Below are 15,125 nucleotides of genomic sequence, written 5' to 3' on the forward strand. Positions count from 1 at the left end.
GCCCCTGCCCTCAATGACCCCGCGCCGCCCCGGCGCCCGGCGATCCCGCCGGAAGTCCCGCTCGTGCACGCGCTTGCCGCGCGGAGTCCTCCCGCGCGGCCTGCTCGGGGTGGCGGCGCCGCCAGTAGGGGTTGTCGTGGGGCAGCTTGCTGGAGACCCGTCCGTACATGCCGAACGTCAGGATCATCAGCCCCATCACGAAGCTGAACACGACGTTGGACATGCCGAAGTCCAGGAAGTTCGCCGGACGGTCCAGGGTGAACACGTGATAGAAGCCGCTGATCAGGAACAGCGTCCCCACGGTCATGTTCAGGTTCGAGGCGAAGCCTCCTCCCACGATTCCCCCGACCACGAGGGCCGCCCCTACGGCCAGCGAAATGATGCTCAGGGCCGTGTTGGTGGTCAGGCCGGCGACGCTCCCGCTGGTGCTGAACGGCGTCAGCGCGTCAGCCAGGCCGAGGCAGCCGAAGATGATGAGCACCACGCCACAGAAGGCGGCGCCGTAGCGGTACACGCCTGCGAGGTGGTGATCAACGGGAAGTTCCTCCTGCAGCTTCATCTCGGTCTCCTTCCGCCGGCCGCCCGGCTGGTAGCGAAGGGCTGTGGCGGCATGGGACCCGCATCGGGCCTGCCACCACCCGCGCACACTGGTCCGCAATGTGCGTCATGACCGTTTCCGGCGGATCTGGCTCAGCGGATGCACGGCCGCCCGAAATCCTGGACGGCCGCCTGCGCCGTCTCGGCTGCGGCCCCGCGGTCAGGCCTGCGCGGTGGGGCGGACGACGATCTCGCTGACGTCGACGCCCTCGGGCTGTTCGATCGCGTAGCCGATGGCGGAGGCGACCGCGCAGGGCGGCATGGCGATCGCATCGCGCTGCTCGGTCAACGCGGCCGCGACCTCGGGGCCGGCTCCCTTGCCGACGCCCTCGGTGTTGGTGAAGCCGGGCGAGACGAGGGTGACGCGCAGGTCGGGCCCCGATTCCTGCCGGAGGCCCTCGGTGAGCACCTTCACCGCCGCCTTGGTGGCCGCGTAGACCCCTTGGGGGGACTTGACGACGTAGGCCGCGGTGGAGGCGACGTTGACGAACTGGCCGGAGCCCTGTCGGCGGAAGACGGGCAGGGCCGCCCCGATGCCGTTCAGCAAGCCGGTGATGTGGGTGGCGACCATGGCGTCCCAGTCGTCCTGGCGCAGCTCGTCGAACGGCGAGACGGCCATCGTGCCCGCATTGGACACGAGGACGTCGAGCCGGCCGTACTGACTCAGGGCAGTACGCGTCAGGCGCTGGAGGTCCTCACGACGTGTGACATCGACGACCAGGCCGGTGGCGGTGCCTCCCTTGGCCGTGATGCTGTCCACGACAGCGTTCAGCCGGCCCTCGCGCCGGGCTCCGAGCACGAGCCGGGCACCCTTCTCGGCGAGGTAGACCGCGGTCGCCTCGCCGATGCCGCTGCTGGCACCTGTGATCGCGATGACCTTGCCGTGGATACCCGACATCATCAGCTTCCTTTCGCGGGGCGACGGGGCCGCGGGATTGCGCGATTCCCGGATTGCGGGATTCCCGAGTTGCGGGATTCCGGGATTGCCGAGTGTGCGCGGGCCCCGTGCGGTGACCTACAGTGCAAGTGGGGGTGCCCCCACTTGACTCGATGCTAAGTGGGGGCTCCTCCGCTTAACAAGGCGAGGATCTCCGCACAGGAAGGCGAGCACGGATGACTGACGGAGGGCTTCGCCCGTTGCGGGCCGACGCACGGCGCAACCGAGAGAAGATCCTCACGGCTGCCGTACGCGTGTTCACGACGGAGGGGTTGGACGCGCACCTGGAGCGCATCGCCAAGGAGGCGGGCGTAGGGAGTGCCACTCTCTATCGCAACTTCCCCACGCGAGAGGTCCTGATCGAGGCGGTGTACCGCAACGAGGTCGCCCACCTGTGCGACGCGGCCCCCGCCCTGCTCGCGCAGAAGCCACCTGTAGAGGCCCTGCGCGCGTGGACCCGCCTCTTCCTGGACTACGTCACCGCCAAGTACGGCATGATCGACGCCCTGCGCGCCATCGCCGCGACGGGCAGCAATCCCTATGGTCACAGCCGGGAGATGATCCAGGCCGCCATCACCTCGCTCATGGACGCCTGCACGGCCGCCGGCGCGATCCGTACCGATATCCGGCCCACCGACATCAGCGCCGCACTGGAGGGCATCGCTCTCACCTCGGCGGGCGCCGAACACCGACAGCAAGCAGAGCGCCTGCTCGACCTCACGTTGGATGGCCTCACGATCCGCCCATGAGGACACACCTGTGCGGTGCTGAACGGCGCAATCTCCACCAGGCGTGAGTGCAGTGCGCGACGCGTCGCTACCGTGGGCGACACCACCGCCGCTCAGCCCGGGTGGGCCTACTCCACCGCCCTGACCGGTACATACCTGTTCGCCAGTTGGGGCCTTTCAGTCTCCGCTACCTCCAGTCAGCCGCTCGCCTTCGCCGGTTCCGAACGCTGCGACGGCTCCGGCCCTCGGAAAGGGATCTCGCCCCCCAGCCTCAACGGCACGATTACCCGTGACAGTTCGTTTACCGGGACCCGCACCATCGCCAAGAACTGCACCGGCACCCTCACCGTCGGCGCCTCCCTCCACTTCGATCTCTACATCGCGCCCAGCGGAGACTCCTTCGCCTACGTCCAGACCGACCCCGGTTCCGTCAGCGCCACCACCGAACAGCGCGCCACCCGCGTCTGAAACGCAGACGGATGGAAGGGCACGTCCGCTGAACGGACGTGCCCTGGCGCACGTCAAGGAGAGGGTCGGCGGCTCGCAGCAGGCGACTCCTTTCCCGATCGGCTATCGGCTATCGGCTATCGGCCAGGCCGCTTCGGCCGTACGAAGGGAGGCAGCGCGTCCACTCGGCACAGTGCCGCCGGTGCGCCGTCGCGGCAGATGCCCTCGTCGGCCAGGGCCGCCCACTCCGGGCGCCAGGCGGGCGCCCGGGCAGCCATCTCGGCCCGGACCGTGCCCGGCAGGGCCGCGACCAGACTCCGCGTGGCAGGCCACCAGTGCGGCAGGCAGTCGTAGGCCCGCTCCACCGTGCTGCCGTCCTCGGTCACCGTCACCCGCATGTACAACCAGCGACCGCTCTCCTGGTCGGCCTCCGCCTCCCGCACCGCGGTCAGCAGCTCCAGTACCTCACCGAACAGGCGTCGGCGCAGCACGTCCTGGAACCCGTCCTGTCCCTGCCCGTAGTGCGGGTCCCTGCTGTCGACGAAGGCCGCCGCCAGGACCGTGCGCCCCTCTTCCGGTACGCCGTGGTCCCGTACCCATTCCACCAACCGCTCCCGCTGCGCCGCGCCGCCCGGCGGCTCCGCGCGATCCCGCTCGGCAGCGCCCCTCATTCCCGCAGCGAGGACCGCGGCGTGCTGCTCCGGCAGATCGCACGGCACCCTCCGGTCCGACGGCTCCCCCTGGCCCGCCGGCAGCACCGGCCGATCGGCGAACGAGGCGGCAGCCGCACGGCCGTGCGCCGCCCTGCTGTCGGCCACCCGAGCCGGATCGGCACCGTCGTCCACCAGAGCCGCGCAGACCTGCTCGACCGGATCGTCGTCCACCGGCACGATGCTGCCCACGCCGTCGTCGTGCGCTTCCGGAGGGTACGGTGCGTGCGCCCATGCGCCGCCGTCCCACCAGTACACGAAGCCGACGACTTCCGTGGTGATGAGGCGTTCCAACCACGGCCACGGCAGCCAGGCCGGGCCGCCTGCCAACAGGTCCAGGGGCGGGCTCAGGCTGATCGTGTCGCTGTAGTCGTTGTCCAGGCCGTACATGACGGCTCGTCCGCCCTCGACCCAGGACAGGGCCCACCAACCGTTGCCCACGTCCTCGGAGCGCACTCCCACGCTGTCGACGGCGTAGTTGTGCTCGGGCAGCACCTGTTCCGTGCCCCAGGCGGCGAGGGTGGCCGCACGGTGCCACAGCACCTCGGGCGAAGGCAGTTCCGCCGCACGGTCGTTGCTCATCGTGCACCACCCACGGCGGACACGGTCATGGGGCCGGAAAGCCTGGTTGTACGCATCGCAGCAGCGTACGCAGACACGCTGGGGCTCCGTGCTCCGGCTCCCGGCCCACGCGGGCACACCAGACGCCGATGCCAGGGGCTCCCCGGGCGTGGACACCACAGCTGGGGCAGGCCGGGTCGTCCCTCGCCATCACGGCATTCTCTGGCGCGCCGTGATGGCGGGCCCGCCTCACTCCGCGAATTCACTGGTCGACGACTATGCGTCTACGGTGGTCGACCGGGGCGACGGAGGGCTGCACATGATCGGCGCCGCCTCCTCGATGACCGGGGAGTGGGAGGCCGACTACCGCGTCCGGATACGCGGGCTGCCGGTGCACACCGCGGTGGACGATCTGCACCACGCGATACGTGAAGCCGCCGCTGCGTACGGATGCCTGCACGCTGCGCGGACCCTGCGCCAGAAGCTGCCGGCGCTGTCGCCCGCGCAGGCCATCGAGTACGCGCAAGGCTTGGCGGACGGGGAGGCCCCGGCGCACCTCGTGGCCGTCGCCACCGAAGAGCTCGTGAAGCCTCTCAACCCGGTGAGGGCCGTAGAGACCGTCCGGCACGGCACGCCGCCCAGCCCGCCCGACTGACCTTGGGCCGACGGGCCGACGGGCCGACGGGCCGACGGGCCGGGGAAAGCATCGGGACTCCCGAGCGGGCATCTCCACCCTCGATTCCACCCATGGGTCCAGGTGTCGCGAGCCGCATCGCAGCAGTCTGGGGGCATGACAGCAACCGAGTGGATCGCCGACATCGCCCTCATCCTGATCGTCTTCCGGCAGCTGCGGGAGGACCGTCTCGACCACAAGACCTTCCTGCTCCCGCTGGGGATCGTGGCCTTCGTGGCGTACTCGTACCTGGACTCCGTCCCCACCGCGGGCAACGACCTCGTCCTGATCGCGGCCCTGATGGCCGTGGGCGCCGCGCTCGGCATCGCCGGCGGCATCTACACCCGGATCCGCGCCCTCGACGGGCACCTCCTGATCAAGGCCGGTGCCGTGTCGGCGATCCTCTGGGTCGTGGGCATGGGAGCGCGGATGGGCTTCCAGATGTGGGTCGAGCACGACGGCGGCGCCGACGACGTCGCCCGTTTCAGCCTCGCGCACCACATCACCAGCCAGCAGGCATGGGTCTCTGCCTTCGTACTGATGGCTCTCACCGAAGTCGTCACTCGGGTGGCCACGATCTTCGTACGCAGCCGGGCCCTCAAGGCGACCCGCCCCGTGGCCGTCCTCGACCGTACGGCCTGACCGTGCAGTATGTTCGGCCCGTGCCCGCAGACCAGAGCGCCCCGCCCCTCAGCAAGGACACCGGCCAGGGGGCGGGACCGCGGCCCGTCCCCGGCCAGGACCCGCGCGTGCAGTGGGTGGTGACCCTCGCGGTCGTCGTCGTGGGCATGCTGACGATCCGGCCCATGGGTTTCAGCGGCCGGGGGCTGGCCGTGGCCGTCCTCTTCGTGGTCAACGCCGTGGCGCTGCTGGCCCGGCGCCTGCCCGAGCACAAGGTCTCCGCGCGCCTCGCCCTGATCTGGCTGACGCTCGGCATCGTCGCGGCGGCCGCCCTGATCGGCGTCAGCAGGAGCGGAACGAGTTACCTCTTCGCCTTCTTCCTCGCCGGTCACATCGGATACCGGCTGGAGACCAAGCCGGCACTCGTTCTCGCGGGATTCTGCAGTGTGCTCTGCGGCGCCGTCCTGTACTTCCGGCTCGGCCCGGGACACGACGTGTTGCCGTGGACGCTGGGGCTCACCGCCGGCGCCCCGGTCCTGGTCGGCATCGTCAACCGCACGCAGCGCCAGGCCGTACGGGCCGCGATCGAGGCGGCGGAGTCGGCCGAACGCGCCGCCCGGGCCGAGGCCCGCACCGCCGTGCTGACCGAGCGCAGCCGGATCGCCCGGGACGTGCACGACGTACTGGCGCACTCGCTCGCCGGGATCAACATGCAGCTGGAACTGGCCGACGCGCTGATCGACACCGGTGATCTGGAGAAGGTCCGGGAGGCCCACGGCAAGGCGCACGGCCTGGTCAAGGAGAGCCTGAAGCAGGCGCAGTGGACCGTGCACACGCTGCGTGAGGACGCGCTGCCGCTGCTGGAGACCCTGACCGCGATGGTGGAATCCTCGGGTCACCGCGACGTTCTCACCGTCACCGGCACCGTACGCGACGTGCCGGCCCGGGCGGCCCAGTGTCTGCTGCGGATCGCCCAGGAGGCCCTCACCAACGCGGCTCGGCACGCTCCCGGGGGCGCCGTCGACGTCGAGCTGACGTTCGCCGTGGCATCGACCACACTGAGTATTCGCAACCGCCCCGCCACTCGTGAAGTGACCGCCGGTGTCGGCAGCGGGATGGGACTGATCGGTATGCGCGAACGCGTCGCCCTGTTGGGCGGAACGGTCACCGCCGGCCCGGTCACCGAAGGGCCGCACCAGGGCGGCTGGCAAGTGGAGGCAGTGATCCCGGGATGAGTGAACAGCCGGAGAAGCAGCAGCAGTTGCGGGTGGTCGTCGCCGACGACCAGGCCGCCGTCCGGGAGCCCCTCGCCGCGGTGCTCGCCCTGGTCGAGGACATCGACGTCGTCGCGGCCGCCGCGAACGGCGGCGAGGTGCTGACGGCTGTCGCCGCAGGGCCGGTGGACGTGGTGCTGATGGACCTGAGAATGCCCGTGATGGACGGGATCGAGACGACACGCCGACTGGCCGAGGAACACCCGCAGGTGGCGGTGGTCGTCCTGACCACCTTCGCCGACGACGACTCGATCCTGGGCGCGCTGGCCGCGGGAGCCCGCGGATACCTGACCAAGAACGCGGGACGCCAGGACATCACCCGCGCGATCCGGGCCGCGGCCGCCGGTCAGTCCGTACTCGACCGCGAGGTCCAGGACCGCCTGCTCGCCACCGTCAGGACCAAGGCACCCGCGCCGGGGCAGACCGCCCTGCCCCAGGACCTCACACCCCGCGAACGCGAAGTGCTCGCGCTCATCGGGCAGGGCCTGCCCAACCGGGGCATCGCCGAGAAGCTCTTCATCAGCGAGGCCACGGTCAAGACGCACATCAACAACCTGTTCGCCAAGGCGGACATCCGCGACCGCGCGGACGCCGTCCGCCGGGCCATCGCAGCGGGCCTCGCGTGACCGGCAGCCCGGCAGCGGACAGCCCCGCAGAGGCAGACCGGGAGCAGCTGATCGCCGCGGCGGCCATCGGGCTTCAGGACCGTGCCGCTCTCTGGAGCACGGGCGAGACCGGCGCAGCCGACGTCGTCGCTGCCGCCTGTGATGCGCTCGTTGCCGGGCTGGACAGTCCTGCGCTGCGGATCTTGGCGGCGTGCACGCGCGCGGAGGCGGATTACGACGTACCCGATCTCCTGCCCCCGGCACTCGACGAACTGGGCCTCACCCTCCACACAGGGGACAGCGTCGACGGGCGGGAGGCGGCCGTACGAGCGCTTGCCGCCCGGATGTTGGCCGGCGAGCTGACGGCACGCGAGCTGGTCTGGCGGATCCACCAACACTTCGGGCACGAACTGCCTCTGGCCGGACGACTGGTCGAGCTGGACGACGAGTACGACGCCCTCGAATACAGCGACGGGACACCGGCGCAGATCGACGCCGAGGTCACGGCCGAAGCTCGGCGGCTGGTCCGGCGTCCTCGCGCTCCGGCCGAACCCAGGGATGAGCCGTGCTGAGGCAAGCCGGTGGCCCCGGGAGCAGGCTGAAGAACCTTGGGGCCGCCGCCAGAGGCAGCCGTCTACCCTCTCGTCATGCAGCGCATCGATGTCAACCGGGACGACGGCACGTGGGTGGGCCTGTCCCTGGACATCCGGGACCGTAGCCAGCCGGGGCTGTGCGTGTTCGCTGCCGGGCCGCGGCTCCTCCTCTCCCAGCTGTCGCGGCCCGTGCTGCTCGCTGTCGTCGACGCGCACCTCCACGGCGTGGACTTCTGGCGCACCGACGCGTATCGCTCATGCGTCCCGCCGTTGCGCGCCGACACGGCGCGCGCCCTGGCGGGCAGCCCGCGACGGTGGGCCCACCGGTTCGCCCAGAGCCTCACCGACGCACCGGGCAGCCCGTTGTACGAGGGTCGATGGCTGCTTTCGTGCGAGAGTCCGATCCAGCGCTGGCGCCATTCCGACACCTCGCATGCCGAGTACTGGAATGCGGTGCTCGTCGAGGGCCAGCCCGACGGATTCATCGACTGGTTCATCCATTCCGGTTCGTGGGAGGTCCTGCCGCTGCGGCCGATGCCCGGTGCTGACGACGGCCGGGTCAAGGCGTACCGCAAGCAGGCGCGTGACGGGACCCTCCCGCCCGTGCTGCTGTGGTGGGTCAGTGGCCTGGACTGCCATCTGATCCTGGACGGTCACGCGCGGCTCGCCGCGGCGATCGCCGAGTCCGTCGAGCCTCCGCTGCTGCAGTTGCACCGCACGCTGCCGCGCGACGACGTGGCCGCGCGCACTGATGAGGCCGTGGGCTTCTACGCATACGAACTGGCCCGCTTCGCACAGCTCCGCGCCGTCCACGGCCCCACCGTCCCGGACGGAGCCGCCACGGCCGGGCCTCAGCTCGCGCGCCTCCTCCACGACCTGAACACCGCGCAACAGCCCACCTGGGCCTGGCCGCTGCCCGGTGGGGACGATCAGTGGCGTCGTGTCGCACGCGAGGTGACAGCCCGCCAGGACTGGCCCCGTATCTGACTCCTGCCGACCCTCTCCCCCGCCGGCCCTCGCGTCCGGGCGCACCGCCCGGGCCGAACCGCCGGTTGGTGGTCGCTCAGGGTGATCGAGGAGTCGATGCTAACCGCCTGGCTGCCGTTTCGGCGGGGTGCCACTTCGCCTGTCACCCTGGCCGCAGGCAGTTCAAGCCAGGTTGTCGGGCCCCGGAATCCGGGCCGTGACGCCGTCGTTCAAGAATCCTTTCTTCTGGCTTACCCGCAGGTCATCGGCTCACACCTACGCGGATCCGAGCTGCCGCACAACCGTCTCGGGTTGTCCGGATCATGGTGCGGTCCGCCGCGGATTGTCAGTGGCGTGGGCGAGGGTTCCGTCCGCAGATCACTCACCCCGCACCGGCCTTCTGATCAGGTGCGCCGGTCGAGTGCTGTGACCGTTTCCCGCTCCCGAGGAGGATCCGTGAATCCCGTCCGCGTGCTCGCCGCTCTTCACCCCGTGTTCGAGAACCCTCCTGCGCAGGCCCCTCGGGCCCTCGCGTTCCGACGCCCCGTCGACCTGCGCCGCGTCCTCGCCTGCGCATCACGACCGTCATCGGGGTGGGGAGCATGACCGACCCGCACACGCCCGCCCCGCCCGCTGCGGACCTGCTCGCGGGGGTCGGCCGGGCCCTCGGCGCCCGATCGACCGTCCGGGACGCCGTCCCTGCGCGGAAGGACTCCCACGTCTGGCGCCTCGCTCTCCCCAACGACGTCCACTTCTACCTGAAGGTCTGTCGGCACCCGCTGGCGTATGAGGGCGAGACGTTCGCCCTGCGGACCGCGGCGGACGGCGCAGAGAACCATCTGCGCGAAGCCGAGGACCGCGTGACGTCGCCCCAGCAGCAGCTGGTGCGTGATCTGGCCGCTGACCTGCGCGTCCTTCCAGCGCTGCCGCTCGCGTTCACCCACGGCGATGCCTGGGACCGCAATCTCCTGTGGTCGCGGAGCCGGAGACAAGCAGGCTGGATCGACTTCGAGAGAAGCCATTTCGCCCCCGCTGTACAGGACTTCGTCATGTTGGCCTGCAGCACGTGGGTGGATCGACCCGAGCTGCGGACGGCCTGCCTGCAGGGCTACGGCCGTGACCTCACGCCCGAGGAGGAGCACGCGCTGAGGTGCCTGGCGGCGCTCGACGCGGTCAGCTGTCTCCACTGGGGCCCGCGGCTCGGCGACCACGAGGTCACCGCACGCGGCAAGCGCACTCTTGACCGGCTCACGACGGGGGTGTTCGCGTGAGGGCACCGCAGGAGAAGACAACCGCGACGGACACCGGCCCAGCAGACGCGCCCGAAGCGCCCGGGGCCGTTCCGGCGGCCCGGGCGGGGGCTCCGCAGCCGTCCGCACCGCCGGAACTCGACTACAACGGGCGCCCGCACCGGCTGGCGATGGACCAGACCACGTTGTGGGACATGGCCCGCCGTATCCCCGCGGCACTGGCCCAGACCGCACGCCTGGCCTGGACGGTTGACCGGCACATGACCCTCACCATCGTCGTGTGCCAGCTGCTGTCCGGCATCGGAACGGCCGTGATGCTCGGCTCGGTCTCCCGGGCACTGCCCCAGCTCATGGTCTCCGACCCCCGTGCGGGCCTGGCGCACGCCTGGCCCGCGCTCACCGTCGCCGTCGTCGCGATGGCGACCGGGGCGAGCATGTGGATCCTCGCGGACTGGGCGACCCGGCGTCTGAACCCCCAGATCGCCTCGGCCGCCGACCTGCAGCTCGTCGACCTGCACATGCGGGCCGAACTCGCCGCGTACGACGCACCGGGCTTCGCCGACCGCAGCCAGGCGGCGGAGCTCGGCGCGCTGCGCGCCGTCGACCTCGCCGACGACGCCAAGACGTTCACCAACGGATTCGTCCAGCTCGCTTCGGCGGCCGCGGTACTGACCTCGCTGCACCCCCTGCTGCTCGGTGTGCTGTTGCTGTCCGTGCTCCCCCGAGGTCTGGGCGGTGTGATCGCCGCGCGCGTCGACTACCGGGTGCACGACCGGACCGTCTCCGCCCGCAACGTCCGCGGGATGATGCGCTGGTGGCTGACGACCGAGACGCTCAGCGACGAGCTGCGGGCCAACACGATGCGCCCCTACCTGCACTTCTGGTACCGGAGCATGAGTGATCGCATCAGCCGCCGCGAGGTACAGGGCGCTCAGCCCTACCTGCGGATCACGCTGCTCGCCGCGACACTCGGCGGCCTCTTCACCTTGGGGATGTGGGCCTCGCTGGCCGCGCTGGTGCTCACCGGCGCCATGTCCACGGCGATCGCCGGCACGGCCGTCGTCGCCTCCCAGACCGCCGGCCGCTCCCTGAACGCGGTCATCAGATACAGCACGGTCATGTTCCATCACGGCCTCTACCTGTCCGACTACCACGAGTTCATCGACGAGGTCCGCGCGATGACGACGGCCCGCGGTGCCACGCGGGCCGCGGCCCCGCGGCAGATCCGCCTGGAGGGCGCCTCCTACACCTACCCGAGCAAGGACACCGCGGCCGTACGGCCCATCACCCTCACCCTCAACCGCGGCGAAGTCGTCGCGCTGGTCGGGGAGAACGGCGCCGGCAAGTCCACGCTGATCCGGATGCTCACCGGGCTGACCGTGCCCACCGACGGCAAGGTCCTCTGGGACGACGTCGATCTGGCCACCACCGACGCGGAGTCGGTCTGGCGCCATGTGGGTCTGGTCCCGCAGAAGAACGGGCACTGGCCTCTCGCCGCCCGCGAGAACATCACCCTGGGCCAGCCGCGCGAGCACGGCGACGAGCGGATCTGGGACGCCGCCGAACGCGTCGGCATGACCAAGGCGCTGCGCGAACTGCCCGACGGACTGGACACGTTGCTCGCCCGCTCCGTATGGGGCGGCCACGAGCTGTCCGGCGGCCAGTGGCAACGTCTGGCGTGCGCACGGGCGATGTACCGGGAGCCGGCCGTCCTCGTCCTTGACGAGCCGACCAGCGAGATGGACGCCCGCGGCGAGCACCAGATCTTCCGTGAGCTGCGGGCCATGGCACCCGACCGGATCACCGTGGTGGTCACGCACCGACTGGACAACGTCCGGATGGCCGACCGGGTCGTCGTCCTCGAACACGGCCGCATCCGCGAGCAGGGCACCTTCGACGGCCTCGTCGCGACCGAAGGGAGCCTGCTGGGCGAGCTCTACGCGCTGGCCCAGGACCGCTGAGCACCCCTCCCACCACGCCTCACCGTGGGACCGCGCAGTCGGCGCGGTCCCACGGTTCCCCCGTCAAGCTGTATCCCTCATCATCAAGCGGGACGTCCGCGGCCAGGCGATCCGGGGCTCCAGGACAGCCATTTCATGCGGCAGCACAACGCATACCTCAGCTCGGGTACGTTCTTCGCATGCGCTGGTCGTACTCGGCTGTTGTGTCCAGACCCATCGCGGCGCGGCGTTCGTCCAGCTGCTCTGGATCGTGGACAGGTTGAGGCCGCAGGCTGGTGCACGGTGGCTCCTTCAAACTGCAAGGGCGCCGGTTGGCCCGGGGACGGACGGCACGGCTATCTCGCCATCCTCGACGGCCACCAGCAGGGGCCGGGCCGCGCTCGCGCTGGGCCGGATGCTGCCTCGCGAGCTCTCCCGGCGCGGCTTCCAGCGTCTCTGGGCCCGATAGCGCGCCGGCCCCTATGATGCGGGCCCGGGCCTTCGACATCCTGGGAGAAATGGCATGAGTGACGCGAGCACCGGCACCGGCGACAGTGCCGGCGGCGGCAAAGTGGTCGTGAACAGGGTGATGTCGCTGGACGGGTTCATCGCCGGGCCCGACCACGCGATGGACTGGTTCTCCGAGTATCTGACCGCGGACACGTTCCCGGAGGTCATGGCGGCCACGGGCGCCATGCTCGTGGGCCGCGGCACCTACGACGTCGCCCAGGGCATGGCCGAGCAGGACACCGACTACGACGGCGGGCCTCAGTTCGTCCTCACCCACGAGCCTCCCGACAAGCCGGACTCCGGCGTCACCTTCCTCACCTGCGACATCGAGGAAGCCGTGGCCACGGCGCGCGCCGCCGCGGGCGACAAGAACCTTGAGGTCCTCGGTGCCGACGTGGCCGCCCAGTGCCTGCGGCGCGGGCTCGTCGACGAGATCCTGGTGTACGTCGTACCGGTGCTGCTCGGCGACGGAGTCCGGTTCTCGCCGCCCGGTCTCGGCCGGATCGACCTGGAACCCTTCAGCAACACCCAGTCGGGTGCCGTCACGATGCTCCGTTACCGCGTACGGAAGTAGACGCGCACCTCCAGCAGTTGGCACCGGCACGCGCGGACCCCCTGATCCCCGGCTCGCGTCGAACAGTGGATGGCGTCACACGTCCCACGGCCCGGGTCGCGGCGGCCGGAGACCCGCTCCGGACGCCGCGCCCGGGGCGTCCACTATCCCCAGCTGCGGGCGCGGGGCGGGAGCACGAAGGACAGCAGGAAGACCAGGGCCACGGCGCCCGCGGCGCACCACAGGGTGCGCTGGATCGCGAGGGTGAAGTCCTCGGCCCTGCTCCCGCCGGAGGGGGCCCGCCGACGGCGAGCGACAGGTTCGTGTCCACCATCGACGCCACGGAGGTGAGATTGGTCTGCAGCAGGTCGTCCCACACGTCCCGCGCACCGCGCCCACCAGCCGTGTTCCTCGCCATGTCCTTCACCGACAGGTCCATCACGCCTCCGCACCCACCGACAACGAGCTGTCCCGCCAGACTCCCGGGGCCACCTGGAAGGCTCCTGGCACACGGCTCACCGCGGGGTCACATCTCCCACGCGCCTGCCTGCCTCGGCTGAACAGGACGCCCCTGAACCACCCGATCAAGGCACCACTAGGCTCCTCGGCATGGATTCTCAGGGGGCCGCAGGGCCGGTTGACGTCTCATGTCCGGGGTGCGGCAGCACCGACGTGCGGACGGTCGAGCAGGCACAGACAGGGAAGCGCGCGATACGCGACGGTCTGCACAGCAGACTCGCGCCGGGGCCCGACAAGACCGGCGACGGATGCATGCACTTCGCGGAGGGCATGGTGCTGACCGCTCTTGGCGTCGGCCTTGTGTACACGGGCGTTCAGCAGGAGAAGCCGCTCTACGTGATCGGCGGCGCGGTCCTCGCTCTGGTCTGCTTCTTCGGGACGTTCTTCGTGGTGCGCGGCGATCGCGGGGAAAAGGCCGCCGCGCTGGCCGGGATGCCCCTTGCGGAGCCGCTGTGGCAGCCCGCTCACTACTGCGTCGGCTGCACCTCGGTGTTCTGCCCCGGCAACACCCCGTGGCGCGGAACGCTCACTCCCGAGCAGTTCAAGAAGCTCGTGTGGACCCAGGCCGGCTACGCCGACCAGCTCCCGGCGGGAGACAAGGCGAAGGACGCGCAGATCCCCGAAGGGGTCCTGCCGAACGCGTAAGTCGGAGGCATCTCGCACCGAGACGTCGTGGCTCGCGGGGCGATGGTCGCCGATCTTGGGAACTGCCCGCGTCCACCGCGAAGTTGATATGAGAAGCTGCCGCCAGTCGTTGGCGGGCGAGACCGTGGTGGTCGGCGGGAGGAGTGCAGGGTGAGGCAGGACGGGGGCTTTCACGCCGAGGAGATCGACACCAGCAGGCCGCACCCGGCGAGGGTCTACGACTACTTGCTGGGCGGCAAGGACAACTACGAGGTGGACCGCCTCGCCGGTGACAAGCTCGCGGCCGCGGCGCCCGAGGCCCGCGTCGGCGTACAGGCCAACCGCGACTTCCTCAGGCGTGCCGTCCGTCACGTCGTCGGTGACGGCATCCGTCAGATCCTCGACATCGGCACGGGCCTGCCCACCTCGCCGAACGTGCACGAGACCGCCCAGGAGACGGCGCCGGGCGTACGCGTCGCCTACGTGGACAACGACCCGATCGTGAACACGCACGCCAACGCGCTGCTCGACGGCGCCGGCGGCACCACGACCGTGCTCGCCGATCTGCGCGATCCGCGGGCCATCCTGGACCACCCCGACGTGCGGCACCTCATCGACTTCGATCAGCCGGTCGCGCTGTTCCTCGTCGCCATCGTCCACTTCCTCACCGACGCCGAGAAGCCCGAACAGATCGTCGCCACCCTGCGCGACGCACTGCCGGCCGGAAGCTATCTGGTGCTCTCGCACGCCACCGGCGACTTCGCCGACCGCAGCGAGGCGCAGGCCGTCTACAACCAGGCCACCGCCACCCTGAACCTGCGGACCCGTGCCGCGACCCTGCGCTTCTTCGAGGGCTTCGAGCTGGTCGAGCCCGGCCTGACCCAGGTCCCGTTCTGGCGCCCGGACGCCACCCCACCTGCGGGCTCCGACGCGATCGGCATCTACGGGGGCGTGGCGCGCAAGTCCGACTGATCCTGAGTGGTCCTCGGGTGGTGACGTTCGTTGATCCCTGCGGTA

16 protein-coding genes are annotated in these 15,125 nt (G+C 70.6%); 13 read left to right on the forward strand and 3 right to left on the reverse strand.

Annotated elements, in window-relative coordinates; translation table 11 throughout:
- Window positions 1-10: 10 nt before the first annotated feature.
- Together AOK22_RS11645 and AOK22_RS11650 are read right to left on the reverse strand one after the other, a co-directional pair.
- The gene (locus AOK22_RS11645; protein WP_055698528.1) at window positions 11-559 is read right to left on the reverse strand and encodes a DUF4383 domain-containing protein; all 549 of its coding nucleotides are present in this window, start codon (window positions 557-559) and stop codon (window positions 11-13) included.
- A gap of 198 nt (window positions 560-757) precedes the next feature.
- The gene (locus AOK22_RS11650; RefSeq protein ID WP_055698529.1) at window positions 758-1,495 is read right to left on the reverse strand and encodes an SDR family oxidoreductase; all 738 of its coding nucleotides are present in this window, start codon (window positions 1,493-1,495) and stop codon (window positions 758-760) included.
- Window positions 1,496-1,710: 215 nt separating this feature from the next.
- Between AOK22_RS11650 and AOK22_RS11655 the strand changes: the two genes are divergently transcribed.
- A complete protein-coding gene (locus AOK22_RS11655) occupies window positions 1,711-2,283 on the forward strand; it encodes a TetR/AcrR family transcriptional regulator (protein WP_055698530.1) in 573 nt (190 codons plus the stop codon).
- A 72-nt stretch (window positions 2,284-2,355) separates the two neighbouring features.
- Window positions 2,356-2,730, forward strand: coding sequence for a hypothetical protein (locus tag AOK22_RS11660; protein WP_157872218.1), 375 nt, complete (start codon window positions 2,356-2,358; stop codon window positions 2,728-2,730).
- 116 nt (window positions 2,731-2,846) lie between these two features.
- Here the strand turns inward: AOK22_RS11660 and AOK22_RS11665 are convergent, their stop codons facing one another.
- Window positions 2,847-4,001, reverse strand: coding sequence for a hypothetical protein (locus tag AOK22_RS11665; RefSeq protein ID WP_055698532.1), 1,155 nt, complete (start codon window positions 3,999-4,001; stop codon window positions 2,847-2,849).
- A gap of 148 nt (window positions 4,002-4,149) precedes the next feature.
- Between AOK22_RS11665 and AOK22_RS11670 the strand changes: the two genes are divergently transcribed.
- The 11 genes from AOK22_RS11670 to AOK22_RS11720 all read left to right on the forward strand — a co-directional run bounded on the left by AOK22_RS11670 (window position 4,150) and on the right by AOK22_RS11720 (window position 15,080).
- Complete coding sequence (locus AOK22_RS11670; RefSeq protein ID WP_157872219.1) at window positions 4,150-4,635, forward strand: hypothetical protein; 486 nt, start codon at window positions 4,150-4,152, stop codon at window positions 4,633-4,635.
- A 135-nt stretch (window positions 4,636-4,770) separates the two neighbouring features.
- Entirely contained in the window at window positions 4,771-5,295 is a 525-nt protein-coding gene (locus AOK22_RS11675; protein WP_055698534.1) for a hypothetical protein, read from the forward strand.
- A gap of 2 nt (window positions 5,296-5,297) precedes the next feature.
- Window positions 5,298-6,509 carry a sensor histidine kinase gene (locus AOK22_RS11680; protein WP_055698535.1) on the forward strand — a complete coding sequence of 404 codons (1,212 nt, stop codon included), beginning with the start codon at window positions 5,298-5,300 and terminating at the stop codon, window positions 6,507-6,509.
- On the forward strand, window positions 6,506-7,174 hold the full coding sequence (locus tag AOK22_RS11685) for a response regulator transcription factor (protein WP_055698536.1): 669 nt from the start codon (window positions 6,506-6,508) through the stop codon (window positions 7,172-7,174). Before AOK22_RS11680 ends, AOK22_RS11685 begins: the two co-directional genes overlap by 4 nt.
- Window positions 7,171-7,725, forward strand: a complete 555-nt coding sequence (locus AOK22_RS11690) for a hypothetical protein (protein WP_244164742.1) — start codon at window positions 7,171-7,173, stop codon at window positions 7,723-7,725. The genes AOK22_RS11685 and AOK22_RS11690 overlap by 4 nt, the downstream gene beginning before the upstream one ends.
- Window positions 7,726-7,800: 75 nt before the next feature.
- A complete protein-coding gene (locus tag AOK22_RS11695; RefSeq protein WP_055698537.1) occupies window positions 7,801-8,733 on the forward strand; it encodes a hypothetical protein in 933 nt (310 codons plus the stop codon).
- Window positions 8,734-9,314: 581 nt separating this feature from the next.
- Window positions 9,315-9,983, forward strand: coding sequence for a phosphotransferase (locus tag AOK22_RS11700; protein ID WP_063795241.1), 669 nt, complete (start codon window positions 9,315-9,317; stop codon window positions 9,981-9,983).
- A 173-nt stretch (window positions 9,984-10,156) separates the two neighbouring features.
- A complete protein-coding gene (locus AOK22_RS11705; RefSeq protein ID WP_244164744.1) occupies window positions 10,157-11,923 on the forward strand; it encodes an ATP-binding cassette domain-containing protein in 1,767 nt (588 codons plus the stop codon).
- A gap of 502 nt (window positions 11,924-12,425) precedes the next feature.
- Window positions 12,426-12,986, forward strand: coding sequence for a dihydrofolate reductase family protein (locus AOK22_RS11710; RefSeq protein WP_055698540.1), 561 nt, complete (start codon window positions 12,426-12,428; stop codon window positions 12,984-12,986).
- A gap of 588 nt (window positions 12,987-13,574) precedes the next feature.
- Window positions 13,575-14,129 carry a hypothetical protein gene (locus AOK22_RS11715; RefSeq protein WP_055698541.1) on the forward strand — a complete coding sequence of 185 codons (555 nt, stop codon included), beginning with the start codon at window positions 13,575-13,577 and terminating at the stop codon, window positions 14,127-14,129.
- 150 nt (window positions 14,130-14,279) lie between these two features.
- Window positions 14,280-15,080 (forward strand): SAM-dependent methyltransferase, encoded by an 801-nt coding sequence (locus AOK22_RS11720; RefSeq protein WP_055698542.1) that lies wholly within the window; start codon window positions 14,280-14,282, stop codon window positions 15,078-15,080.
- The last annotated feature ends 45 nt before the right edge of the window (window positions 15,081-15,125 follow it).

It is taken from the genome of Streptomyces silaceus (genome assembly GCF_001419745.1).
Taxonomy (GTDB): domain Bacteria; phylum Actinomycetota; class Actinomycetes; order Streptomycetales; family Streptomycetaceae; genus Streptomyces; species Streptomyces silaceus.